We start from the raw sequence: 23383 nt of genomic DNA on the forward strand, positions 1-23383 counted from the left end.
TCACCGCCGCGCACCGACAAGGATGGCGTCTGGGTCGCCTCGCAGGTCGCGGTCGCCCCGACGCTGCAACGCCGGGCACAGGAACCGGGCGCCGGCATCGGACGCTGCCGCGTGATCGAGCTGCAGCCGAACGAGTACGCCGACGCGATCTACAACCTGCACCAGGACGACAACAACCGCCTCAACGAAGAGGGCACCGGCTGGGTCGTCCGCGGGTTCTTCAACCTCTCCGACGACACCGAGTCGATGCTGATCCTGCGCGCCGACCGTTTCGATCCGGCGACCGAGATCCGCCTGCCGCTGCGCGCCGGCTCGCGCATCATCGTCGACACCCAGCGCTTCTGGCACGCGGTCTGGCACCGCGGCACCGCCCCGCGGTACGCGCTCATCACGTCATGGACCAGCGGCCCCGAGCTCGACGCCTACATCGCCGCCAACCACGGCGACCCGCACCCGAAGACCGTCGACCTCGACCCGCAGTTCGTCGACGATGCGCAGGTCGAGCTGCACCGCCGCATCGAGGAGCGCCGTCGCGCGTTCGAGGCTCAGGGCATCGTGATGGAACCGCCCGTCGACATGAACGTCTGAGGCGACGGCCCGCGAGTCTCCCCACAGGTTCCTTCTCGCTGCCCCTCAGATCGTGCGGCCGTCGTGAATCCGCACCACGCGGTCGACCGTCCCCTCGGGAGGCGCCACGTGCGAGATCAGCAGCACCGACTGCTCCCCCGCGGCCTGCAGCAGATCACGCAGCAGGGCATTCGATGCTTCCGGATCGACCCCCGCCGTCGGCTCGTCGAGGACCAGCACGGGGAAGCCACGCAGCAGCGCCCTGGCGAGCGCGATCCGCTGCGCCTGGCCACCGGACACCAGCGCACCGCGGTCGCCGACCCTCGCATCGAGGCCCCCACGCTCCCGCACCCAGTCACCGAGTCCGACCCGCTCCAGCACCGCCTGCAGGTCTTCGTCCGAGGCGGAGTCCCGCGCGAAGAGCAGGTTCTGGCGGATGTCCTCGTCGAACAGCTGAGGGCTCTGCTCGCACAGCCCGATCACGCGTCGCAGCGCCGGACCCGAGAGCTCCGCGGCATCGCGACCACCGACCAGATACTCGCCCTCCACGCGCAGGAAGCCGACCAGGGTCGCCGCGAGCGAACTCTTGCCCGCCCCGCTCGGCCCCGCGACCAGCACCCGTTCGCCGGGTCGGAGGTCGAGATCCACGCCTCTCAGAGCGGGCGTCCCGCCAGGCCAGGTCGCACGCGCGTCGCGCAGGCTTACAGCCGGGGTGCCTTCGAACTCGACGTCATCACCCGCGTCGGCGCGCAGCTCGTCCGGCATCCGCTCGGGCAGCACGTCGACGATGCGCTCCGCGCTGGAACGCACGCTCCGCCACGATGCGGCGGCGATCGGCACCGCGCCGAAGATCTCGAACACCACCATCGGCACGAGCACGGCCACGGCCAGCCACGGCCCGTCGATCGAGCCGTCCGAGAGGCCGGGAGCCGCCGCGGCGAGCGCCCAGACCGAAGCGACTCCGGCGACCGCGGAGACCACGCCGGCGGCTACGGCCTGCGCGAGCGAGGCACGGTCGACAACGCGTCGCAGCGCGGCATCCGCTGCGGTGATCCGTGCACGGGCCTGCTCCTCCGCGCTATAGGCGATGAGCACGTCGAGGCTGCCGAAGTAGTCGACGAGGGCCGCCGAGAGCTCGGCCCGACGTTCCGAGACCTGCGCTTCGGCGCGTGAACCGAACACCCACCCCAAACCGATCGCGGCTGCCGCAGCGACGAGCAGGCACACGGCCAGCGTGAGCGCGGCGGCGGGCGATACGAACGCGATGAACCCGACGGCCCCGACAGCGACCAGAGCGGCGACCCCGAGCGGCTGCACCACCCGCAGCGGCAGGTTCTGCAGGTTCTCGACGTCGTCGACGAGAGCTGCGAGCACCTGTCCGCGATCCGTCGCGCCGAGTCCCGCTGGCGACAGCGGGATGAGTCGGCGCACCATGTCGGCGCGGGTCGAGGCGAGTTGACGCAGCGCGGCATCGTGTCCGCTCAGGCGCTCCAGATAGCGGGTGACCGCGCGCGAGACGGCGAAGAAGCGCACACCGACGACGGCGATCGACAGCGGCACCAGCGAGTCGACGATCGATGCGCTCACGATCAGCCACCCGCTGACGGCGAGCAGGCTCACGGCGGCGGCGGCCGAGAGCAGACCCCAGATCAGACCCGGCACGAAGCGGCCGAGCGGCGGTTGCGCGAGTCGCAGGATGGCGCCGACCCGGTGACCGCGGGAATGCACGGTGTCGGTTGTGCGGGGTGCAGTCATGCGTTCACCCCCAGCTCCACGATCTGATCCGCGATCTCCCGTGCGGTCCGACGGTGGGAGACGAGGAGGATCGTCGCACCGGCATCCGCCTTCTCGCGCAGCGATCGCCACAGCCGGTCCTCGGTCTCGGGGTCGAGTGCACTCGACGGCTCATCGAGTGCGAGCACGCGTCCGGACGCCGATGCCTGGCGATACAGGGCTCGAGCGACAGCCACTCGCTGCGCCTGCCCACCCGACAGCCCCGCTCCCTGCACGCCGAGCTCCAGCGCGGGGTCGATGCCCTCGGCGCAGGCATCGTCGAGCGCATCGCGCACCCGGTCGGCGTCCGGCTCAGGATCACCGAGGGTGACGTTCGCCGCCACGGTCCCGCGCGTGAGGCCAGGTGCCTGTCCCGCCCAGGCGAGCCACACCGACGGCGCGATCCCCCTCACGTCCGCGCCGCCGTAGGACGCTGTCCCCTCGAACTCGACCGCGCCCCGGAGCGCGGCCAGCAGCGACGACTTCCCCGACCCGCTCGGCCCTTCGAGGACCGTGATGGTCCCCGGCCCGGCAGCGAACGACACCGGCGGCAGGTCGCGCACCCGCAGACCCTCGACCACGAGGTTTCCGCCCTTCGCCGGTTCCACCTGCATGACCGATTCCCGGATGCCGGGGGCTTCGACGGCGATTCCTCCGGCATCCGTCGAAAGCTCCTGCAGCCGTGCGCGCTCACCTGCCGCATCCAGCACCTCGAACACGTCCTCCGTCGCCGCAACCCCTTCGGCGGCAGCGTGGAACTGCACCCCCACCTGCCGGATGGGCAGGAACGCCTCGGGAGCGAGCAGCAGCACGAACAGCCCGACCTCGAGAGTCAGATCACCCGACAGCAGCCGGAAGCCGACCGACACCGCGATCAGAGCCACCGCGATCGAGGCCAGCAGCTCCATCGCGAAGCCGGACAGGAACGAGAACCGCAGCACCTTCATGGTCTCGCGGCGGTACTCGTCCGCGGTGACCTCGATGCGGTCGGCAGCGCGACGATCGCGCCCGAACAGTCGCAGCGTCGACAGCCCCTGCACCGTGTCGGCGAAGCGTGCCGCGAGGCGCTGCAGCGTCTGCCACTGCCGCGTCTGGACGGTGCGGGTCGCCATGCCGATCAGGATGAGGAACAGCGGGATCAGCGGCAGCGTGATCACCGCGGTGAGTCCGCTCGGCCAGTCCTGCCACCACATGACCGCGACGAGCACCGGCGTCGCGATCACGGTCAGCACGAGCTGCGGGATGTAACGCGCGAAGTAGGCGTCGAGCGCTTCGAGTCCGTGGCCCGCGGTCACCGCGAGCGCGGTCTGGTTGCGTTGCGCGAGCCACCCTGGCCCGAGTTTCCCGACCGCAGCCACGAGCGCCGTGCGCAGCTGCATCCCCGTCTTGGCGGCGGCCCGTGTCCCCGCCGCATCAGAGGCCGCGATGAGCAGGCCTCGCAGCAGAGCCGTGAGCAGCAGCCAGAGCAGCGACGAGGTGACGTCCCGCCCCGCGAGCGCCCCCGTGATCGCTTCGGTCAACAGCCACGCGAAGGCGATCGTGACCGCGGTCTGGACGACGCCGATCAACGCGGATGCCGCGAGGAAACCCCTCGCGGCACCCGCGTATCTCAGCAGTCTCGGATCGACGGGTTTCACGCGTGTGCCGGAGCCCCCTCGATCGACTTCCGGGTGACCCGCTTGCGGAAGACCCAGTAGGTCCACGCCTGGTATGCGAGCACGAGCGGCATCGCGATCAAGGCCGTCCAGCTCATGATCTGCAGTGTGTACGGGGTGCTCGACGCGTTGGCGATCGTGAGGCTGTACGCCGGGTCGATCGTCGACGGCATCACGTACGGGAACAGCGCGGAGAAGAGCATGACCACGGCGAACAGCACCGTGAGCATCCCGGAGAAGAACGCCCACCCGTCGCGACGGACCATGGAGAGCCCGACAGCCGCGATCAGACTGACCGCCGCGAGCGCGCCGGCGCCGATGACCAGCCAGAGCAGCGGAGCCTCACGGCCCATCGCGATCGCGACCGTCCAGATCACCGTCGCGGCTGCGACGAGGATCGTCGGGATGGCGGCCTTCTTCGCGAGCTTCTGCGCGTCCTCGTGCACCTGACCATCGGTCTTGAGCGCCACGAACAGCACGCCGTGCAGGAAGAAGAGCAGCAGCGTGGTGACGCCGACCAGCAGTGCGTACGGGTTCAGCAGGGCGAAGAACCCGCCGACGTAGATGTGGTTCTCATCGATGGCCACGCCCTGCACGATGTTGCCGAACGCGACGCCCCACAGCAGCGCGGGAACGACCGAGCCGATGACGATCATCCGGTCGAAGCCGGCCTTCCACTTCGCGCTGTCACGCTGGTGTCGGTACTCGAACGAGACACCGCGCAGGATCAGCGCGAGCAGGATCAGCAGCAGCGGCAGGTAGAAGCCGCTGAACAGCGTGGCGTACCACTCGGGGAACGACGCGAACAGCACAGCGCCGGCCACGATGACCCAGGTCTCGTTGAGATCCCAGACCGGGCCGATCGTGTTGATGACCTGTCGGCGCGAGACGTCGTTCTTGCCGAGGAACGGAAGGGACATGCCGACACCGAAGTCGAAGCCGTCGAGCACGAAGTAGCCCACGAAGAAGAAGGCGACGATGAAGAACCAGAGTGTTGCGAGATCCATGATGCTCCTCCCTCTCAGTAGACGACCGACGGCAGCTGGGCCGTCTCGTCATGCGGCTTCTCTTCGGTGTCGGGCCCCTTCTGGGCGGCCCGGATGATGAGGCGGATCTCGACGACGGCGAGCGCCGCGTAGATCGCCGTGAACGCGATGAGCGATATCAGCACTTCGAGGCCGCTGACGCCCGGCGAGACGCCGTCCTGCGTGGTCATCAGCCCGAACACGATCCAGGGTTGTCTTCCCATCTCGGTGAAGACCCAGCCCATGATGTTGGCGGCCAGCGCGAGCGGGAACGACCAGATCGCGACCTTCCACATCCACGGTGCGACCGGCTTCTTGGCGCCCTTGCGGGTGACCCAGAGGCCCGCGACGGCGACGAGCGCTGCAGCGATGCCCAGGCCGATCATCCAGCGGAAGGCCCAGTACGTGATCCACAGGATCGGGGCGAAGTCGGTCAGACCGGTGGAGGCGTACGTCTGGGCGTACTCGGCGTTGAGGTCGTTGATGCCGTGCACGCACGCGTCGAGCGTGTGCGTCGACAGCAGCGAGAGCAGATACGGCACGCGGATCGAGAACAGCTCGGAGCTGCCGTCCGGTGTGCCGAGCGTGAAGATGCTGAACGAGGCATCCGGCCCGCACACCGTGTTGAAGGTCGCCTCGGCGGCGGCCATCTTCATCGGCTGCGCGGCGTACATCGCGAGGCCGAGCTGGTCGCCCGTGAGCACGACGCCCGCGGTGGAGACGATCATGGCCCACAGCCCGAACTTCAGCGAGATGCGCATGGTGTCGAAGTGCTGACCGCGGGACAGGTGCCAGGCCGAGACCGAGATGACGACACCGGCGGCGAACATGAACGCGCCGAAGATCGTGTGCGGGAACGCGGCGAGCGCGACCGGGTTGGTCAGCAGCGCCCAGAAGTCGGTCAGCTCCGCGCGGTTGGTCGCCTCGTTGAACGTGTAGCCCACCGGGTTCTGCATGAAGGCGTTGGCGGCGATGATGAAGTACGCCGAAAGGATGCTGCCGATCGAGACGCACCAGATCGTGGCGAGGTGCAGTTTCTGCGGGAGCTTGTCCCAGCCGAAGATCCACAACCCGATGAAGGTCGCCTCGAAGAAGAAGGCCAGCAGTCCCTCGAATGCGAGCGGAGCACCGAAGACGTCGCCGACGAAGCGGGAGTAGTCCGACCAGTTCATGCCGAACTGGAACTCCTGCACGATGCCGGTGACCACGCCCATGGCGAAGTTGATCAGGAAGATCTTGCCGAAGAAGCGGGTCAGGTGCAGGTACTGCACCTTGCCGGTGCGCACCCACGCGGTCTGGAAGATCGCCGCGACCAGCGCCATGCCGATCGTGAGCGGCACGAAGAGATAGTGGTAGACGGTCGTCAGCCCGAATTGCCATCGGGCCAGAGCGAGCGGATCAAGCCATTCCATGCACGACTCCTGTTCTGTGGTGCCGCTGCTTCGTGCTGTGACGCAGCGTTCCCTCGACCAGCGGCGCGGTGGTGTCGCGCAGCTGCACGGTGCAGTCCGACGGGAGGACAGCATCGCGTACGCACTCGGCTTCGAGTGGTCCGCCTGCCTCGTTCAGGACGCCTTGCATGAGTTCGAGGTGCACGCGGCACAGCATCGGGCGGTCTTCCGATCGTCCGGCGGCATGCGGGCACGGGCTGAGGTCGACGGTGAGCCGACGGTCGTCGAGGACGGGCTCGAAGCCGCTCTCCTCGAGGTGCTCCACGAGCGCGTCGAGCTGATAGGTGGCTTCTCGGCCGAGTCCGGACGCCACGGCATCCGGGAGCATGCTCCGCATCAGGTCCCCACGGCGCGCAGCGGCCTTGGCCTTGTCCCGCGCCACCGGACTGGAAGCTCCCGGCGCCCCGGTGGCGGCGCTGTACAGCGTGCGCGGCCGCCCTCTCGTGGTGCGGTGCTCGATCGTGGGGATCACGTAGCCGCCCTCGATCAGGCGCTGCAGGTGCTCGCGAACCGTGTTGGCGTGGAGCCCCGTGGCGTCGCACAGTTCGGTGATCGAGAGCTCTCCTCGGGTCTGCGAACTTCCCGCTTCGAAGAGCAAGTGCAGGATCTGCACCCGGGAGTAGCTCGAGATCGGCCCGCACACGGGCCCGCCGTTGGCCATGAACCCAGTATCCCGCGACGCTGCGAGTTTGCCGAGAGGTATGGCCGTGAATAAACACCTGGCCGATAGGGATGTCTGATGCCGGCGATAGCCTGGGGGCATGGCCACCCGGAAACCCGCTCCTCCCGCGTACGTGTGCACGGAATGCGGGTGGACGACCGCGAAGTGGGTCGGCCGCTGCGGCGAGTGTCAGCAGTGGGGAACGGTGCAGGAACAGGCGGCGCAGACCGGCATCCTCCGTCGCGTCGGCCCCGTCGCCCCGACGGCCGACCGTGCCGCTCGGCCCATCACGCAGATCACGACGCAGGATGCTCCGCGGCGCTCGAGCGGCGTCGGCGAGTTCGACCGTGTGCTCGGCGGCGGCATCGTGCCCGGCGCCGCCATCCTGCTCAGCGGAGAGCCGGGCGTCGGCAAGTCGACGCTGCTGCTCGAGGTCGCCGCCCAGGCCGCGCGCGGCGGGCGGCGCGTGCTCTACGCGAGCGCCGAGGAGTCCCCTGGCCAGGTGCGCCTGCGCGCCGAACGCACCGGCGCCCTGCACGACGAGCTCTACCTCGCCAGCGAGACCGATCTGGCGACGATCCTCGGCCACATCGACGAGGTCAAGCCCCAGCTGGTGATCGTCGACTCGGTGCAGACCGTCTCGTCGTCGCTGATCGACGGTGCCGCCGGGCAGCCGAGCCAGGTGCGCGAGGTCGCGGCCACCCTGATCCGCATCGCCAAGGACCGCGATCTGCCGATCATCATCGTCGGCCACGTCACGAAAGACGGTCAGGTCGCCGGTCCCCGCGTGCTCGAGCACCTGGTCGACGTCGTCTGCCACTTCGAGGGCGACCGACAGACCTCGCTGCGCTTCATCCGCGCGCTCAAGAACCGCTTCGGCCCCACCGACGAGGTCGGCTGCTTCGAGATGACCGGAGACGGCATCGCCGAGGTGCCCGACCCCTCGGGGCTGTTCCTCTCGCAAGGGGCCACCGAGCCGGGTACCTGCGTCGCGATCTCGCTCGAAGGACGACGTGCGCTCCCTGTCGAGGTGCAGGCGCTGACGGTTCCCAGCAACGCACCGAATCCTCGCCGCATCGTGCACGGCCTCGACTCCTCACGGGTGGCGATGGTGCTGGCGATCCTCGAACGGCGCGCAGGCGTGCCCACCGGCAGCCTCGACGTGTACGTGTCGACGGTCGGCGGCGTGCGCTTCACCGAACCGGCAGCCGACCTTGCGATCGCCATCGCCGTGGCCGGTTCCATCCAACAGATATCGGTGCCGCGCACCGTCGCGGCGGTGGGCGAGCTCAGTCTCGCGGGCGAGATCCGTCCGGTGACCCAGGCGGCACAGCGGCGGTCCGAGGCTGCGCGTCTCGGCTACGAGCAGGTGGTCGACGATCGCTCGAAGACGCTCCGCGCCGCGCTCGGCGATGTGCGGGCGCGCAACACCTCACGCCGCGCCGACCGCGACATCCCGCCGTTCTGACCGGTACCGCGCCGACGGGAAGCTGGTCTCAGGCGTCGAGCGCCTTGAGCAGTTCGGCGGGGTCCGCCTGCATCGGGTGGGGCCCTGCGATGTCGAGGAAGACCGTGGTGATCGGATGCGCCGCGAGGAACTTCCGCAGCCACTCCGCGCTGTAGATGCCCACGCCCGGCGGCAGATTGGCCGGCTTGTTCTTCGCGTCGCTGAACAGCAGCAGCGCGAGGTCACCGGTCTTCGGGTCACGGTATGTCCACACCTCGCCGCTGTCGAGCGGGTTGTCACGCGCCCCGGGCTTGATCAGCGGCACGACGGTGGTGCCGTGACGGAGAGCGAGAGCGACCGCGGCGACGTCCTGCTTCTCCAGGGCCTGTGCCAGAGCATCCGACCGGAAGTCCTCGGGTGCGGGCTTGTTCTTCGCGGACTTCGCCTTCTTCGCTGCCATGTGTCCAGCTTATTCACGGCGCAACGCGCAGAGCACCGATTCGGCCGTGGATACGATTGGGGCCCTCTCGAGTCCCACATTGGGGACTGGGGTACTCGAGAGGGCCCTCGGACTCTCGGGCGGCGGTGTCGAAGCGCTGGGGACGCTGTAGTTCGACGCCACTGGGGATGGCTTGGTGCCGCTAATGCGGAGAGTCGCTTCTATGGTATCCCAAAGACCCACGGATGTCAGCATCGCGGGGGGATGACCGCCGATGTCGCTCCGTTTCGTGCGAGATCCGCCGATTCGCAACGATTTCCGACGAGGTTCACCGGGATCCCTTCGAACTCAGCGGAGCGCGATCCGGCACGACTCAGTAGAGCAGGATCTGCGCGCTCGACGGGCTCGTGAACCCGCCGATCGAGACCTCGACGTGGTACGAGGCTCCCCCGCCCGGTGCCCGCTGTCGGTTCTCCTGCGCGCAGGTCTCGACGCTCGAACGCGTGCGATCCCAGGTGACCGGGTCCTTGCTCGTGACGGTCGTGCCGGCCGTGAGCGTGGCGATCATGCTGCTCGGGTTCTCCTGGCAGTCGGTCGAACGCCACCACACGTCGGCGCCGCTGGAGATGGTGAAGGACTGGGTCGTCGATCCCACGTCGATCGTGCAGTCCTTCGTGCCCTTGTTCGTGAGCGAGATCGAGAGCTTCGGCAGCACGCCGGCTGCGTACGTCTCGGCGTCGGTCACGGCCGCGACCTCGATGTCGGCCGCCTCGCAGGGCGCGACCGCCGGAGTCTGCTCGGCTGACGGATCGGGGGTCGGCGACTCTCCGTCAGCGGTGGAGCTGGAGGAGGGCGAGGGAGATGTCGACGGCGTCGGAGACGGGGTGGACGCCGTGCCTGCGGCAGCCCACGGTCGCGCGATCAGAAGCCACGCTCCGATGCCGATGGCGGCGACGGCCAGCACGAGCGCGATCAGGACGACCAGTCGCCGACGACGGTACACGGCGGCGGAGGGACGAGGCATGTCTCCAGGCTAAGCGATCCTCTGCCACGACCCGGGGAGGCCCCTCGGCACGGACCGGCGAAGGAGTGTCAGAGCACCTTGAGCATGCGGGTGTTGCCGAGGGTGTTCGGCTTCACGTGCGCGAGATCGAGGAACTCCTCGACACCCGCGTCACCGCTGCGCAACAGCTGCGAGTACACGTCGGGGTCGACGACCTGCTCACCGATCGGCGTGTAGCCGCGTCGTCCGAAGAACTCCACCTCGAAGGTGAGGCAGAACAGGCGGGTCAGGCCGAGCATCCTGGCGTTCTCCTCGAGGCGGTCGACGATCGCACGTCCGACGCCGTGGTGCAGCCAGTCGTCGCGCACGAGCAGGGTGCGCACCTCGCCGAGGTCTTCCCAGATCACGTGCAGGGCACCGCACCCGATCAGCACCCCGTCGGCCTCTGCCACGACGAACTCCTGCACGGCGCCGTACAGCACCGCCAGATCCTTGCCGAGCAGGATGCGCTGCTCGACGAGCGGCTGCAGCAGGGTGCGGATGCCGACGATGTCAGCGCTGCGCGCCGGTCGGACGATGTACTCGCTCACACCACAAGCCTAGAACCCGAGACCCGGCGGCACCTGTACCGGACACAGGAAAGGGGCGGATGCCGCAGCATCCGCCCCTTCTCATGAATCGACCGGAGGTCACTCCCCGCTGGCGACCGCCAGGTCGGGGGTGCCGGCGATCGCGCCACCGCCGGTGTTGACGCCGACCGCGACGGGGCCGCCGTCGCGCGGGCCGTGCTCGAAGAGGAACTGCCCGTCCTTCGCGTCGACCTTCACGTGGTCACCGGAGTTGAGCTCACCGTGCAGGATCTTCTCCGAGAGACGGTCCTCGACCTCGTGCTGCATCGCGCGACGCAGCGGTCGGGCACCGAGCGCGGGGTCGAACCCGATCTCGATGAGGCGCTCCTTGGCGGCCTGCGACAGCTCGATCGTCATGTCGCGGTCCAGCAGACGCTCGCCGAGGCGCTTGGTGAACAGATCCACGATCTGCACCAGCTCCTCCTTCGAGAGCTGCGGGAACACGATGATGTCGTCGACACGGTTCAGGAACTCGGGCTTGAAGTGCCGCTTGAGCTCTTCGTTCACCTTGCCCTTCATGCGGTCGTAGCTGGTCGAGTCGTTGCCCTCGATCTGGAAGCCGACGGGACCGCCCGCGATGTCGCGTGCACCGAGGTTGGTGGTCATGATGATGACCGTGTTCTTGAAGTCCACGATCCGACCCTGACCGTCGGTGAGTCGACCCTCTTCGAGGATCTGCAGCAGCGAGTTGAAGATGTCCGGGTGGGCCTTCTCGATCTCGTCGAAGAGAACCACGCTGAACGGCTTGCGCCGCACCTTCTCGGTGAGCTGGCCGCCCTCTTCGAATCCGACGAATCCGGGAGGGGCACCGAACAGACGCGAGACGGTGTGCTTCTCACCGAACTCGCTCATGTCGAGCGAGATCAGCGCAGCCTCGTCGTCGAACAGGAACTCGGCGAGAGCCTTGGCGAGTTCGGTCTTTCCGACGCCCGTGGGGCCGGCGAAGATGAACGAGCCCGAGGGACGCTTCGGGTCCTTGAGGCCGGCACGCTGGCGACGGATCGTCTTGGAGAGGGCGGCGATCGCCTCTTCCTGACCGATGACGCGCTGGTGCAGGGCCTTCTCCATGAAGACGAGTCGGCTGGACTCCTCTTCCGTGAGCTTGAAGACCGGGATGCCGGTGGCCTGTGCGAGCACCTCGGCGATCAGACCCTCGTCGACGACCGCAGAGGTCGCGACGTCGCCCGCACGCCACTGCTTCTCGAGACGCAGACGCTCGGCGAGGAGGCTCTTCTCCTCATCGCGGAGGGCGGCGGCCTTCTCGAAGTCCTGCTCCTCGGAGGCGATCTCCTTCTGCTCGCGCACGGCGGCGATCTTCTCGTCGAATTCGCGCAGCTCGGGCGGGCTCGACAGGATCGACAGACGCAGGCGTGCGCCGGCCTCGTCGATCAGGTCGATGGCCTTGTCCGGGAGGAACCGGTCGGAGACGTAGCGGTCGGCGAGGTTGGCCGCGGCCACGATGGCGCCGTCGGTGATCTGCACCTTGTGGTGCGCCTCGTAACGGTCGCGGAGTCCCTTGAGGATGTTGATCGCGTGCGGCAGCGTCGGTTCGTTGACCTGCACCGGCTGGAAGCGGCGCTCGAGCGCGGCATCCTTCTCGAAGTGCTTGCGGTACTCGTCGAGCGTGGTCGCACCGATCGTCTGCAGCTCGCCACGGGCGAGGAGCGGCTTCAGGATGCTGGCCGCGTCGATCGCGCCCTCGGCGGCACCCGCACCCACGAGGGTGTGGATCTCGTCGATGAAGACGATGATGTCGCCGCGCGTGCGGATCTCCTTGGTGACCTTCTTCAGGCGCTCCTCGAAGTCGCCGCGGTAGCGGGAACCGGCGATGAGCGAGCCGAGGTCGAGCGAGTAGAGCTGCTTGTCCTTCAGCGTCTCGGGCACATCGCCCTTGACGATCGCCTGCGCCAGCCCCTCGACGACGGCGGTCTTGCCGACACCGGGCTCACCGATCAGGACGGGGTTGTTCTTGGAACGGCGGGAGAGGATCTGCATGACCCGCTCCGCCTCCTTCTCGCGCCCGATCACCGGGTCGAGCTTGTTGTCGCGCGCGGCCTGGGTGAGGTTGCGGCCGAACTGGTCGAGCACGGCGGATCCGCCCTGGGTGCCGGCCGGCGAGTCGTTGGTCTGCGCACCGACGGAAGCCGGCTCGCGACCGGGAGCTCCGGAGAGCAGCTGGATGACCTGCTGGCGAACCTTGTTGAGGTCGGCGCCGAGCTTGACGAGCACCTGGGCGGCGACGCCCTCACCCTCGCGGATGAGGCCGAGCAGGATGTGCTCGGTGCCGATGTAGTTGTGGCCGAGCTGCAGGGCCTCGCGGAGGCTGAGCTCGAGCACCTTCTTGGCGCGCGGGGTGAACGGGATGTGCCCGGTCGGCTGCTGCTGGCCCTGGCCGATGATGTCCTGCACCTGCTCGCGCACGGCGTCGAGGGAGATGCCGAGGCTCTCGAGGGCCTTGGCGGCGACGCCTTCACCCTCGTGGATGAGGCCGAGCAGGATGTGCTCGGTCCCGATGTAGTTGTGGTTGAGCATCTTCGCCTCTTCTTGGGCGAGGACGACCACTCGACGGGCTCGGTCCGTGAATCTCTCGAACATGCTGTGACTCCTTATTCGCACGGGGCGAAGCGCTGACACCTGTGGCGTTCTCTGCGCCTGTACATCGAGAGTAACCACCGTGCGGGGCACGTATGCCCGTGTTCGCCGTGGGCATACCGGGGGTTGACCGAGTTATCGACAGTCGTTATGTTAACGACTGTCGATAACAACGAGTCCGCAGCGGACCGTGCAGGAGGGGGACGAAATGACCGAGGCACCGACGGCGACCAGAGCTGCGAGCCTGGTGGAGAAGACCGTCCTTGGCGTCATCGCCGGAGTAGCGGGGGCCATAGCCGTGGTCGATCTGGTCGGCGTCAGCATCCGCTCCGCCGTCCTCGTGACGAGCCCGGCGATCACGATTCCATCGATGCGGCTGCGGTCGGTCGACGCACCCGCGGTGCTCGCGGCATCCTCCAACATCTCCGAAGCGCAGTACGACACCGTCACGCTCACGACCGTGGGCCTGAGCCTGTCTCCCCGCCTGCTGCTCGCGATCGCCGACGGACTGGCGGTCCTGGGACCGATCGTGCTGTGCATCGCGGTCGCGTGGCTGTGCGTCCGTCTCTTCATCGGCCGCCCCTTCGGCACGGCGGCCACCTGGGGGATCGGCGTCGCAGCCATCACCGTCATGGCGGGTGGTCTGCTGAGCCAGGCCGTGCGCGCCAACGCGTTCAGCGAGATCGCCTACGAGCTGGACCTCGCATCCGCGGGAGTCCCCACATTCGAGATGTCGATCGACCTCGCTCCACTCGGTTGGGCATTCGCGCTCGCGGTGGTCGCCGGCGCCTTCGAGATCGGTCAGCGTCTGCAGCGCGACACGGAAGGCCTCGTCTGATGACCAGCACCACCAACACGCGCTCCGAGAAGGCGGATGCGATCACCGTGATCCTGTACGCCGCCGTGGCGCTGGTCACGGTCGGGCTCGCCACCGTTCTGCGCGTCGGCAGCACCTTCCGCGAGACCGGGATCGCTTGGACGGTCCCGATCGACCAGCAGCCGATCTCGGCGACGACCGACTCCGGGGCGATCTCGATCGAGGGTTTCGCCGACGAGGCGCTGATCATCGCGAGCGAGGTGAACACCGTGTCGGTCGTCGCGATCATCGCCGCCATCGCGCTGTGGGCTCTCGCGGCTGTCGCGGTCATCGCGGCGGTGACGCTGGTCGCCTGGAACTTCCTCCGCGGACGCTTCTTCGTCCGTCCGAACGCGCGAGCCTTCGACGTGATCGGTTGGACGCTCGTCGGCGCTCCGACCCTGATCGTGATGTTGGAGACGATGGGCCGCAACGGCGTCACCTCCGCTCTCGGCATCGGCGACGGGGAACCGGTGCATCCGATCGAGTTCTGGAGCGTCGCGCCGATCTTCGCCACCGGCGTGACGGTGGGCCTGATCGCAGTGGCATTCCGCCGCGGCATCCGGTTACAGAACGAGAAGCTCGCGCTCGAGAAGGAAACGGAAGGACTCGTCTGATGCTCAGCTTCGGTTCGGACGAGGTGTGGCCGTCCCTGCTCAACATCGGGATCGCGCTCGCGGTGATCGCGGTCATCCTCGGTGTCGTCGTGTGGAGAGGGCGCCGGAGGGGCAGCCGCACGATCGCGCTCGACGCGGCACTCACGCTCTCCGGGTGGTGGATCCTGATGTCGGCGGTGGGCGCTGTGATCTACATCTTCAAGGCGTTCACCGTCCCCTGGGCGGAGTTCGACGGTCAGACCCACGTGTATCTGGATTGGCCGGCCGGTCTGGCGTGCTCGGAGTTCGGTGACAGCGCAACGACGATGCTGACCTGTGGCAGCGAGCAGCTCTCCGAGTTCACTGTCGGCCAGGCGTCGCTGGGGCTCCGGTTGCTCGCGGCATCCGCACAACTGAGCAGCCTTGCTCTGGCCACCATGCCCGCGGTCATCGTGGCGGTCATCTGCTTCCAGACGTTGCGGGGCCGCGCGTTCTCGCGCTCCGTGACGCGCGGCCTCACCGGCGGCGCGATCGCCGTGCTCGTGTTCGGCGTGGCGGCCGACCTCCTGAGCGGTATCGCAGCCACAGCCGGCCTTCGCGAGGTCTTCTCACCGGACAGCGAGTGGTACCCATCGTTCTACCAACTGACCGTCACGCCGCTCCCCTTCGTCGGCGCGCTCGGGCTGCTCGCTCTCGCCGCCGTGTTCCGTCAGGGCACACGTCTCGAGCAGGAAAGGGCGCAATTGCAGCAGGAGAAGGCGGTTCTCGAGAAGGACACGGAGGGACTGGTGTGAGCCCGGCGGAGAGCGATGACGAGTTCACCGGCATCCACTGCCGACTCGACGAGCTGCTCGCCGAACGCGGCATGACGCTCACCGAGCTGAGCGCCGCGGTCGGGGTGAGCATCGTGAACCTGTCGGTGCTGAAGAACGACCGCGCCCGTGCCATCCGCTACTCCACGCTGCGCGCGATCTGCGAGGCCCTCGACTGCGAGGTCGGCGAGCTGCTGGTGCTCGCCCCGCGCTGACGGGGAACGCTCGCCCCGGTCGCAGTTCCTGCCGCCCGTGGCGCGTTCAGGCGGCAGGAAGTGCGACCGGAACCGGGCCTTCCCGCCGCACCGAACGGATTCCGGCTCACAACGTCATCCTTCGTCATATCCACCCAGGGAATTCTCAGGGAGTCATAGCGTTGGGCCTCATGGCGCGCACACGGTGCGCCGCGATTCTGGAGTCCCCACCCTCATGAGCACCACCGCACGCGCCCAGAAGGCGCCTGATACCCGCGGACCGGTCCGGAAGCTGCTGACCTCGTTCGGCTTCCAGATCCTCGCCGCTCTCGTCCTCGGCATCGCCGCCGGTCTGATCGGCCGCCAGCTCGGCGCGACCGCCGAGAACCCGACCGGGCTGTCCGCGACACTCGACACCATCGGCAACTCGTATGTGACGCTGCTGCGCGCCGCCGTCGTCCCCCTGATCTTCACAGCGATCGTCGCCAGCATCTCGAACCTGCGCCGCGTGCAGAACGCCGCACGCCTGGCGGGCCAGACGATCCTGTGGTTCGCGATCACCGCGTTCATCGCCGTGATCATCGGCATCGTCCTCGGCCTCGTGATCCAGCCCGGCAACCGCGCCGGCGAGGGCCTCGAGCCGGGTGACCCGTACACCGTGGGCACCTGGTGGAACTTCCTGCTCGGGCTCATCCCGCAGAACTTCCTCGGCCTCACCGTGAGCACCAACCCCGGAGCGGCTGAGGGCACGTTCTCGTCGAGCGTCGGCTTCAACATCCTGCAGGTCATCGTGGTCGCGGCCGTCGTCGGCATCGCCGCACTCAAGGCCGGCAAGAAGGCGGAACCGTTCCTCGTCTTCACCGAGTCGCTGCTGAAGGTCATCCAGCGCGTGCTGTGGTGGATCATCCGCATCGCCCCGCTCGGCACGTTCGGGCTCATCGGCTCGGCGGTCATCAAGTACGGCTGGGAGAAGCTCGCCTCCCTCGGCTGGTTCGCCGGCGCCGTCTACATCGGTCTGGCCCTCGTGCTGTTCGTGGTCTACCCGATCCTCGTGCGCACGCACGGCCTCTCGATCAAGCAGTACTTCTCGGGCGTCTGGCCCGCCGTGCAGCTGGCCTTCGTCAGCCGCTCCTCGATCGGCACCCTGCCGCTCACCGAGCGCGTGACCGAGCGCAACCTCGGTGTGCCCCGCTCGTACGCCTCGTTCGCCGTGCCGCTGGGCGCGACGACCAAGATGGACGGCTGCGCCGCGATCTACCCGGCCATCGCCGCGATCTTCGTCGCGCAGTTCTTCGGCATCGAGCTGAACTTCGTGCAGTACCTGCTGATCGTCATCGTGTCGGTCGTCGGCTCGGCCGCCACCGCCGGCACCACGGGTGCTGTGGTGATGCTCACGCTGACGCTGTCGACCCTGGGCCTCCCGCTCGAAGGCGTGGGACTGCTGCTCGCGATCGACCCGATCCTCGACATGGGCCGCACCGCGGTCAACGTCGCCGGCCAGGCGCTGATCCCGACGATCGTCGCCAAGCGCGAGGGCATCCTGAACGAGGAGCTCTACAACGCGCCGCGTGAGGGCCTGCCCTTCGCCGACGACTCCGGAGACGACGACGCTCCCGAAGCGGATGCCTCCGCCGACAAGGAACCGGTCAGCGCCCGCTGACCTCGCCGCGGAACGGCAGAGCGCCTCGTCCCCTCGTGGGGCGAGGCGCTCTGCCGTTCGAGCATCGAAGCGGTCAGGGGGTCAGGCGCGGCCCTCCTGGCGCGTGGCGCCGCGGGTGTCGAGAGCGAGTTCCTCGGCGTCCATCGCCGCGATCAGCTCGCGCATGACCTCCTCATCGAGGTTGCCCGCGTCGCGTTCCGCGAGGAGGATATCGCGACGCACCTGCAGCCACCCCTTCGACAGGGCGACGAGGTCTTCGTAGGAGGGTCGGCTCGCGGCATCCTCCACCTTCTGCGCCTCGTCGGTGTCCTTCTCGACCCGTGTCATCCGCTTGGTGAAGGCATCGAACACCCGGAGGTCGACCTCGCCGTACTTCGCCTCCCACTCGACCCGCTTCTCGGCGAGGAACTTCTTGCCGGCCTCACGGCTCTTCGCGCGCACTTCGGCGAGCGCCGCCTCATCCTCCTCCTCGTCCACATCGCTGGCGATGCCGAGGCTGCGGATGAGAAGAGGCAGGGTCAGACCCTGGATCAACAGCGTTCCGACGGTGACGATGAAGGCCACCACGACGATGGCGTGCGATGCCTGCGCGTCGAGGGTCGCGAGGTCGGCGGCGGCCACCGCGATCGCCAGCGTCACGACGCCGCGCATGCCCGCCCACGAGATGACGGCACTGTCCTTCCACGTGAGCGTGAGTCCGGCCATCCGGTCGCGCACGATCTGACTGCGCAGCTCGTCGGCGGTGTAGTTGCCCCAGCGCCGCGACTTCTGATGCCGTTTCTCGAACTCGCCGGACTCGACACCACGATCCCAGCGCTCGAGCTTGCGGCGGTCCTGGAAGTTCGCCCACGCACTGGTCGGATAGATGTAGAGCGGCCGCACGATGACGACCACGAGCAGCACCGCCCCGGAGAGCAGCAGGATCTGCCCGACCGACTCGCTGCCCAGGTCGCTGAGCACACGGGGGAACTGCAGCCCGATGTAGGCGAACACGAAGCTCTCCAGCAGCAGGTCGGCCGAAAGCCACAGCGGCTTCTCCTGCTGGCGGGTGGTGTAGTCGGTGCGCGGCGAGTTGTAGCCGACGTACAGCCCCATCGCGACGACCGCCAGGACGCCCGATCCGAGCAGATGCTCGGCGATCGCATAAGCCCCGAACGGCGCGAGGAGTCCGAACGTGCCGATCACCACGGGATCGCTGATGCGCATGCGCAGCTGGTGCAGGACGATCCCGAACACCAGACCGACGGCCACACCCACTCCGACCGCCACCAGGAACTGCCAGATGCCGCCCCAGATCGAGACGGTGGCGCCCGCGAGGATCGCGGCGAAGACGCGGTACAGCGTGAGCGAGGTCGCATCGTTGATGAGGCTCTCGCCCGAGAGCACGGTCATGATGCGTCGCGGCAGCCCGAGCCGACGGCCGATCGCCGCAGCGGACACCGCGTCCGGCGGAGCCACGATCGCGCCCAGGAGCAGCGCGCCGGGGAGGGTGAGGGACGGCAGGATCCACCATGCGACGAAGCCGACGGCCACGGCGGTGAGAAGCACCAGCCAGATCCCGAGCCGGCGGATCTGCGGCAGGCTGCGCTTGAATCCGACGAACGACACATCGAGCGCGGCCGAGTACAGCAGCGGCGGCAGCACGAGGCTCAGGAGCACATGCCCATCGATGTCGAGGTCGGGCACGAAGGGCAGGAAGGATGCGGCGAGCGCCACGATCGTCACCAGCAGCGGGGCCGGCCAGCCTCGCCAGCGTGCGAACGCGGCGATCGCGACGGACCCGACGAGGACGTAGAAGATGCCTGCTTCCATGCCCCCACGGTATCGGGGGAATGGAGGCGCTCAGGTGCGCGTTGTGGTTGAGGATGTCCGATACAGCTCTCTCCGTCCTCGACCTCGTTCCGGTGCGCACCGGCCAGACCAGCGCGGAGGCCATCGCCGCCTCCCTCGCGCTCGCGGAGACCGCCGACCGTCTCGGCTATCGCCGCTACTGGTTCGCCGAGCACCACAACATGCCGTCGGTGGCGTCGACCACTCCCCCGGTGCTGATCGCCGCTGCGGCCACCCGCACCTCGCGTGTGCGGCTGGGCTCTGGCGGAGTGATGCTGCCCAACCACGCACCGCTCATCGTCGCCGAGCAGTTCGCGGCCCTCGAGGCGATCGCGCCGGGACGCATCGACCTGGGCCTCGGCCGGGCACCGGGAAGCGACCCGGTGATCACGCAGCTGTTGCGCGGCTCGGGGACCACCAGCGACGTCGAGCAGTTCCCCCGCCACGTGCAGGACATCGCGGCCCTGCTGTCGGCAGACGGGGCTGCGCTGCGTTTCACCTCCGGCGGGGAATACACGGTGCGTGCGACGCCGGCCGCGACCGGCACCCCCGAGGTGTGGCTGCTCGGGTCGAGCGACTATTCCGCGCAGCTCGCCGCCTCGCACGGGCTGCCCTATGTCTTCGCGAACCACTTCTCGGGGCAGGGCCTCGAGCGCGCGCTCGACCTGTACCGCACCGGCTACCGTCCGAGTGAGGAGCACCCGGAGCCGCGCACGTTCCTCACCGTGAACGCGGTCGCCGCGCCCACGCAGGAGGAGGCGGAGGCCCGTGCGCTCCCGCAGCTGCGGATGATGGCACGCCTGCGTCTGAACCAGCCCCTCGCCGCTCTCGAGACCGTCGAGCAGGCGGCGGCGGCCGTGACGGATGCCGCCACCGACGAGGTCGTGCGGGCCGCCCGTTCGCGCTGGTTCGTCGGCACCGGCGAGAGCGTCGCCGCCGAGCTGCGTTCCTTCGCCGAGCGCTACGGCGTCGACGAGGTCATGCTCTCCCCCGTCGCCGGCGCCTACGACGCCGAGGCGAACGATGCACCGACCGGTCGCGCACAGACACTGGAACTGATCTCCGCCGCACTTCGCAGTTGACGTCGCGCGCCTGTCAACCCCTGGCTTTCCCGGCGGCACAGGCGTAGCGTCACGAACAGTGCCGTCGACAGGGGCGCGGCCCCCTCGGCGAACGCACTGTCGGCAGCAGCAGAAGGAGTTCGACGATGAGCACGACCAAGACTCTCGCCCTCTGGGTCGCCTACGGACGCAACGGTGTCGTCGGCAGCATCCGCCACGACGAGGACGGCTACACGGTCACGATGGTCGGATCGGATGCGACGACCGGAACCTACCCGAGCCTGGCCTCCGCGAAGGGTGCTCTGCACTCCCATATGGCTCCGGGCAGCGACTGGCCGCGCTTCCAGGAGCACTGAACCACCCACACTGAGCCACCCGCACTGAATCACGGCATCCGCCCGGGTCGCGTACGGGGATGGCGCGCAGCGGGCGGGTGACGTCAGGCTTCCGGCTCGCCGGAGAGGATGCCGCGCAGCCAGTCGCGCGCCTCGACGAACACGTCATCGGAGTAGCGGTCGGGGTACTGCACGATCTGCCGGTCCGCCCGCGGATACGACCCGAGGAAGACCACACGAGGGCTGAATCGACGGATGCCCAACAGCGCGTCGGCCATGCGCTCGTGCTCGACGTGTCCGTCGGCGTCGATCACGAATCGGTAGCGCCCGAGTTCGTCGCCGATCGGCCGCGACTCGATGAGCGACAGGTTGATGCCGCGGGTCGAGAACTGCTCGAGCATCTCCAGGAGCGAACCGGGGTGGTCGTGCGGGAGCTCCACGATCAGCGAGGTCTTGTCGGCACCGGTCGGCTCGGGCGAACGGGTCGTGCGGGTGACCAGCACGAAGCGGGTCACGGCCTGCGCGTTGTCGCCGATGCCGTCTGCCAGCACCTCGACGTCGTAGTGGTTGACGATGCCGGGTGCCGCGATGGCCGCCTGCGCGGGCAGCGTGCCGTCGAGGACGCCGATCGCGGAGGCGACGTTGCTCGACGCGGGAACGTGCGAGTGTGACGGCAGGTGCGCGCCGAGCCACCCATGACACTGGGCGTAGGCGACCGGATGCGCCGCGATCACCTCGACCTGGTCGAGTGTCGTCCCCCGCGGAGCGACCAGCACGAAGTTCACCCGCACGAGATATTCGCCGATGATGCGCAGCCCCGGAAGCGTGGCCAGAGCATCCTGCGTGGTGGACACCCCGCCCTCGATCGAGTTCTCGATCGCGATCATCGCGGCGTCGCTCCGACCCTCGAGCACGTCGGCCAGAGCCTCGCCCACGTTGTGCACGGGTCGCCAGTTCTGGCCGCGGGCCTCGGCCACCTGATCGAGCGCCGCCTCCGTGAAGGTTCCGGCAGGGCCGAGATAGCTGTAGGTACGGCGTTCAGTCACGGGTTTCACCTTAGCCCTCGGCGGGCCGACGGCTCGTCCGGGCGACTTCTCGGATGCGGTCCCGCCGAACAGGGGGCAGACTGAGAGGATGACCAGCCGTGCCGGCCTCCCCGCGGAGGAAAGTGACCTGATCGATGTCGACGAACTGATCGCCGCCTACTACGACCGCACGCCGAACCCCGAGGTTCCCGCGGAACGCGTCGTGTTCGGCACCAGCGGTCATCGCGGTTCCTCGCTGTCGAACAGCTTCAACGAGAACCACATCCTCGCCACGACGCAGGCGATCGTGGACTACCGCGACGCGCAGGGCATCACCGGCCCGCTCTTCCTCGGCCGCGACACGCACGCGTTGTCGCTGCCCGCCGAGCGCAGCGCGATCGAGGTGCTGCTGGCGAACGGCATCGACGTGCGGGTCGACTCCCGCGACTCGTGGGTGCCCACTCCGGCGCTCAGTCACGCCATCCTCACCTACAACCGCGGCAAGGCGGCCGACGACCCCAGCCGCGCGGACGGCATCGTCGTCACCCCCTCGCACAACCCTCCGCGCGACGGTGGCTTCAAGTACAACCCGCCGCACGGCGGCCCTGCCGACACCGACGCCACGGGCTGGATCGCCGACCGCGCGAACGCCCTCATCGCCGCCGGACTCGACGGCGTGAAGCTCGAGCGCTTCGCCGACATCGACTGGGATGCCCTCACCGGCTACGACTTCCGAGACGCCTACGTGCGCGACCTGCCGTCGATCATCGACATCGACGCCATCCGCAGCGCCGGGGTGAGCATCGGTGCCGACCCGCTCGGCGGAGCCTCCGTCGAGTACTGGGCACTCATCGCCGAGATGCATGACCTCGACCTGACCGTCGTGAACCCCGAGGTCGATCCGACGTGGCGCTTCATGACGCTGGACTGGGACGAGAAGATCCGGATGGATCCGTCCTCACCGTCGGCAATGGCCTCCCTGGTCGCGAAGAAGGGGTCGTACGACGTGCTCACCGGGAACGACGCCGACGCCGACAGGCACGGCATCGTGACCCCCGACGCCGGACTGATGAACCCGAACCACTATCTCGCGGTCGCCATCGACTATCTGTTCTCGCACCGCGACGGCTGGCCGCGCGACGCCGCGATCGGCAAGACCCTGGTCTCGTCGATGATCATCGACCGGGTCGCCGAGTCGCTCGGACGGCGTCTGCTGGAGGTTCCGGTCGGGTTCAAGTGGTTCGTGCCGGGACTCCTCGACGGCTCGGTCGCCTTCGGCGGCGAGGAGTCGGCCGGGGCCTCGTTCCTCCGCAAGGACGGCTCGGTCTGGTCCACCGACAAGGACGGCATCCTGCTGTGTCTGCTGGCCGCCGAGATCATCGCCGTCACCGGCAAGACCCCGTCGGAGCGGTACCGCGAGCTGGAGACCGCCTTCGGTGCCTCCGCGTACCAGCGGGTGGACGCCCCGGCGACGCCCGAGCAGAAGGCCACGCTCGGCAAGCTCGCCCCCGAGGCCGTCACGGCGACCACGCTCGCGGGCGAGGACATCACCGCGAAGCTCTCGCATGCGCCCGGCAACGGCGCGGCGATCGGCGGCCTGAAGGTGCAGACCGAGCACGCGTGGTTCGCTGCCCGCCCGTCGGGCACCGAAGACGTCTACAAGCTCTACGCCGAGAGCCTGCGCGGCCCGGAGCACCTCGCCGAGGTGCAGGCCGAGGCGCGCGCCGTGGTCTCCGCCGCCCTCGAAGGCTGAGCGGGCTCCGACCGTCGGA

Annotated in this window: 21 protein-coding genes; 10 read left to right on the forward strand and 11 right to left on the reverse strand. The window is 68.6% G+C overall.

The window, feature by feature from the left end; genetic code table 11:
- On the forward strand, positions 1 to 588 hold a 588-nt coding region (locus DW307_RS03575; RefSeq protein ID WP_136023966.1), incomplete at its 5' end, for a hypothetical protein.
- A gap of 45 nt (positions 589 to 633) precedes the next feature.
- Here the strand turns inward: DW307_RS03575 and cydC are convergent.
- Genes cydC through DW307_RS03600 form a run of 5 tightly spaced genes read right to left on the reverse strand, consistent with a single transcriptional unit; the run spans position 634 to position 7132 of the window.
- Positions 634 to 2322: a thiol reductant ABC exporter subunit CydC gene (gene cydC / locus DW307_RS03580; RefSeq protein ID WP_051668135.1), complete on the reverse strand. Its 1689-nt coding sequence runs from the start codon at positions 2320 to 2322 to the stop codon at positions 634 to 636.
- Positions 2319 to 3977: a thiol reductant ABC exporter subunit CydD gene (gene cydD, locus DW307_RS03585; RefSeq protein ID WP_029267676.1), complete on the reverse strand. Its 1659-nt coding sequence runs from the start codon at positions 3975 to 3977 to the stop codon at positions 2319 to 2321. The genes cydC and cydD overlap by 4 nt, the downstream gene beginning before the upstream one ends.
- The gene (cydB, locus tag DW307_RS03590) at positions 3974 to 5002 is read right to left on the reverse strand and encodes a cytochrome d ubiquinol oxidase subunit II (RefSeq protein ID WP_029267678.1); all 1029 of its coding nucleotides are present in this window, start codon (positions 5000 to 5002) and stop codon (positions 3974 to 3976) included. Before cydB ends, cydD begins: the two co-directional genes overlap by 4 nt.
- A 14-nt stretch (positions 5003 to 5016) precedes the next feature.
- Entirely contained in the window at positions 5017 to 6432 is a 1416-nt protein-coding gene (locus DW307_RS03595) for a cytochrome ubiquinol oxidase subunit I (RefSeq protein ID WP_029267680.1), read from the reverse strand.
- Positions 6419 to 7132 (reverse strand): helix-turn-helix transcriptional regulator, encoded by a 714-nt coding sequence (locus DW307_RS03600; protein WP_029267682.1) that lies wholly within the window; start codon positions 7130 to 7132, stop codon positions 6419 to 6421. Before DW307_RS03600 ends, DW307_RS03595 begins: the two co-directional genes overlap by 14 nt.
- A 100-nt stretch (positions 7133 to 7232) precedes the next feature.
- Between DW307_RS03600 and radA the strand changes: the two genes are divergently transcribed.
- Entirely contained in the window at positions 7233 to 8600 is a 1368-nt protein-coding gene (radA, locus tag DW307_RS03605; RefSeq protein ID WP_021201310.1) for a DNA repair protein RadA, read from the forward strand.
- Positions 8601 to 8628: 28 nt separating this feature from the next.
- On the opposite strand, the gene DW307_RS03610 is transcribed toward radA, so the two are convergent.
- The 4 genes from DW307_RS03610 to DW307_RS03625 form a co-directional block, all read right to left on the reverse strand.
- On the reverse strand, positions 8629 to 9039 hold the full coding sequence (locus tag DW307_RS03610) for a hypothetical protein (protein ID WP_021201311.1): 411 nt from the start codon (positions 9037 to 9039) through the stop codon (positions 8629 to 8631).
- A gap of 352 nt (positions 9040 to 9391) precedes the next feature.
- On the reverse strand, positions 9392 to 10042 hold the full coding sequence (locus DW307_RS03615) for a hypothetical protein (RefSeq protein WP_021201312.1): 651 nt from the start codon (positions 10040 to 10042) through the stop codon (positions 9392 to 9394).
- A gap of 68 nt (positions 10043 to 10110) precedes the next feature.
- Complete coding sequence (locus tag DW307_RS03620) at positions 10111 to 10611, reverse strand: amino-acid N-acetyltransferase (RefSeq protein WP_021201313.1); 501 nt, start codon at positions 10609 to 10611, stop codon at positions 10111 to 10113.
- Positions 10612 to 10710: 99 nt separating this feature from the next.
- On the reverse strand, positions 10711 to 13245 hold the full coding sequence (locus DW307_RS03625; protein ID WP_021201314.1) for an ATP-dependent Clp protease ATP-binding subunit: 2535 nt from the start codon (positions 13243 to 13245) through the stop codon (positions 10711 to 10713).
- A gap of 205 nt (positions 13246 to 13450) precedes the next feature.
- Here DW307_RS03625 and DW307_RS03630 point away from each other — a divergent pair, with 205 nt between their 5' ends.
- The 5 genes from DW307_RS03630 to DW307_RS03650 all read left to right on the forward strand — a co-directional run bounded on the left by DW307_RS03630 (position 13451) and on the right by DW307_RS03650 (position 17360).
- Positions 13451 to 14080 carry a hypothetical protein gene (locus tag DW307_RS03630; RefSeq protein ID WP_021201315.1) on the forward strand — a complete coding sequence of 210 codons (630 nt, stop codon included), beginning with the start codon at positions 13451 to 13453 and terminating at the stop codon, positions 14078 to 14080.
- Positions 14080 to 14715 carry a hypothetical protein gene (locus DW307_RS03635; RefSeq protein WP_136023968.1) on the forward strand — a complete coding sequence of 212 codons (636 nt, stop codon included), beginning with the start codon at positions 14080 to 14082 and terminating at the stop codon, positions 14713 to 14715. Before DW307_RS03630 ends, DW307_RS03635 begins: the two co-directional genes overlap by 1 nt.
- On the forward strand, positions 14715 to 15488 hold the full coding sequence (locus DW307_RS03640) for a hypothetical protein (RefSeq protein ID WP_029259877.1): 774 nt from the start codon (positions 14715 to 14717) through the stop codon (positions 15486 to 15488). Before DW307_RS03635 ends, DW307_RS03640 begins: the two co-directional genes overlap by 1 nt.
- On the forward strand, positions 15485 to 15721 hold the full coding sequence (locus tag DW307_RS03645) for a helix-turn-helix domain-containing protein (RefSeq protein WP_021201318.1): 237 nt from the start codon (positions 15485 to 15487) through the stop codon (positions 15719 to 15721). Before DW307_RS03640 ends, DW307_RS03645 begins: the two co-directional genes overlap by 4 nt.
- A gap of 214 nt (positions 15722 to 15935) precedes the next feature.
- Positions 15936 to 17360 (forward strand): dicarboxylate/amino acid:cation symporter, encoded by a 1425-nt coding sequence (locus DW307_RS03650; RefSeq protein ID WP_205810354.1) that lies wholly within the window; start codon positions 15936 to 15938, stop codon positions 17358 to 17360.
- A gap of 81 nt (positions 17361 to 17441) precedes the next feature.
- On the opposite strand, the gene DW307_RS03655 is transcribed toward DW307_RS03650, so the two are convergent.
- Positions 17442 to 19172: a cation:proton antiporter gene (locus DW307_RS03655; protein ID WP_021200012.1), complete on the reverse strand. Its 1731-nt coding sequence runs from the start codon at positions 19170 to 19172 to the stop codon at positions 17442 to 17444.
- A 53-nt stretch (positions 19173 to 19225) separates the two neighbouring features.
- Between DW307_RS03655 and DW307_RS03660 the strand changes: the two genes are divergently transcribed.
- Complete coding sequence (locus tag DW307_RS03660; protein ID WP_136023970.1) at positions 19226 to 20272, forward strand: LLM class flavin-dependent oxidoreductase; 1047 nt, start codon at positions 19226 to 19228, stop codon at positions 20270 to 20272.
- A gap of 125 nt (positions 20273 to 20397) precedes the next feature.
- Positions 20398 to 20607 carry a hypothetical protein gene (locus tag DW307_RS03665; protein ID WP_021200014.1) on the forward strand — a complete coding sequence of 70 codons (210 nt, stop codon included), beginning with the start codon at positions 20398 to 20400 and terminating at the stop codon, positions 20605 to 20607.
- 83 nt (positions 20608 to 20690) lie between these two features.
- On the opposite strand, the gene pheA is transcribed toward DW307_RS03665, so the two are convergent.
- On the reverse strand, positions 20691 to 21641 hold the full coding sequence (gene pheA / locus DW307_RS03670) for a prephenate dehydratase (protein ID WP_136023972.1): 951 nt from the start codon (positions 21639 to 21641) through the stop codon (positions 20691 to 20693).
- Between the two features lie 79 nt (positions 21642 to 21720).
- On the opposite strand from pheA, the gene pgm reads away from it, so the two are divergent.
- Positions 21721 to 23364 carry a phosphoglucomutase (alpha-D-glucose-1,6-bisphosphate-dependent) gene (gene pgm / locus DW307_RS03675; RefSeq protein ID WP_136023974.1) on the forward strand — a complete coding sequence of 548 codons (1644 nt, stop codon included), beginning with the start codon at positions 21721 to 21723 and terminating at the stop codon, positions 23362 to 23364.
- Positions 23365 to 23383 lie beyond the last annotated feature (19 nt).

It is taken from the genome of Microbacterium sp. K27, assembly GCF_004794435.1.
Taxonomy (GTDB): domain Bacteria; phylum Actinomycetota; class Actinomycetes; order Actinomycetales; family Microbacteriaceae; genus Microbacterium; species Microbacterium maritypicum_A.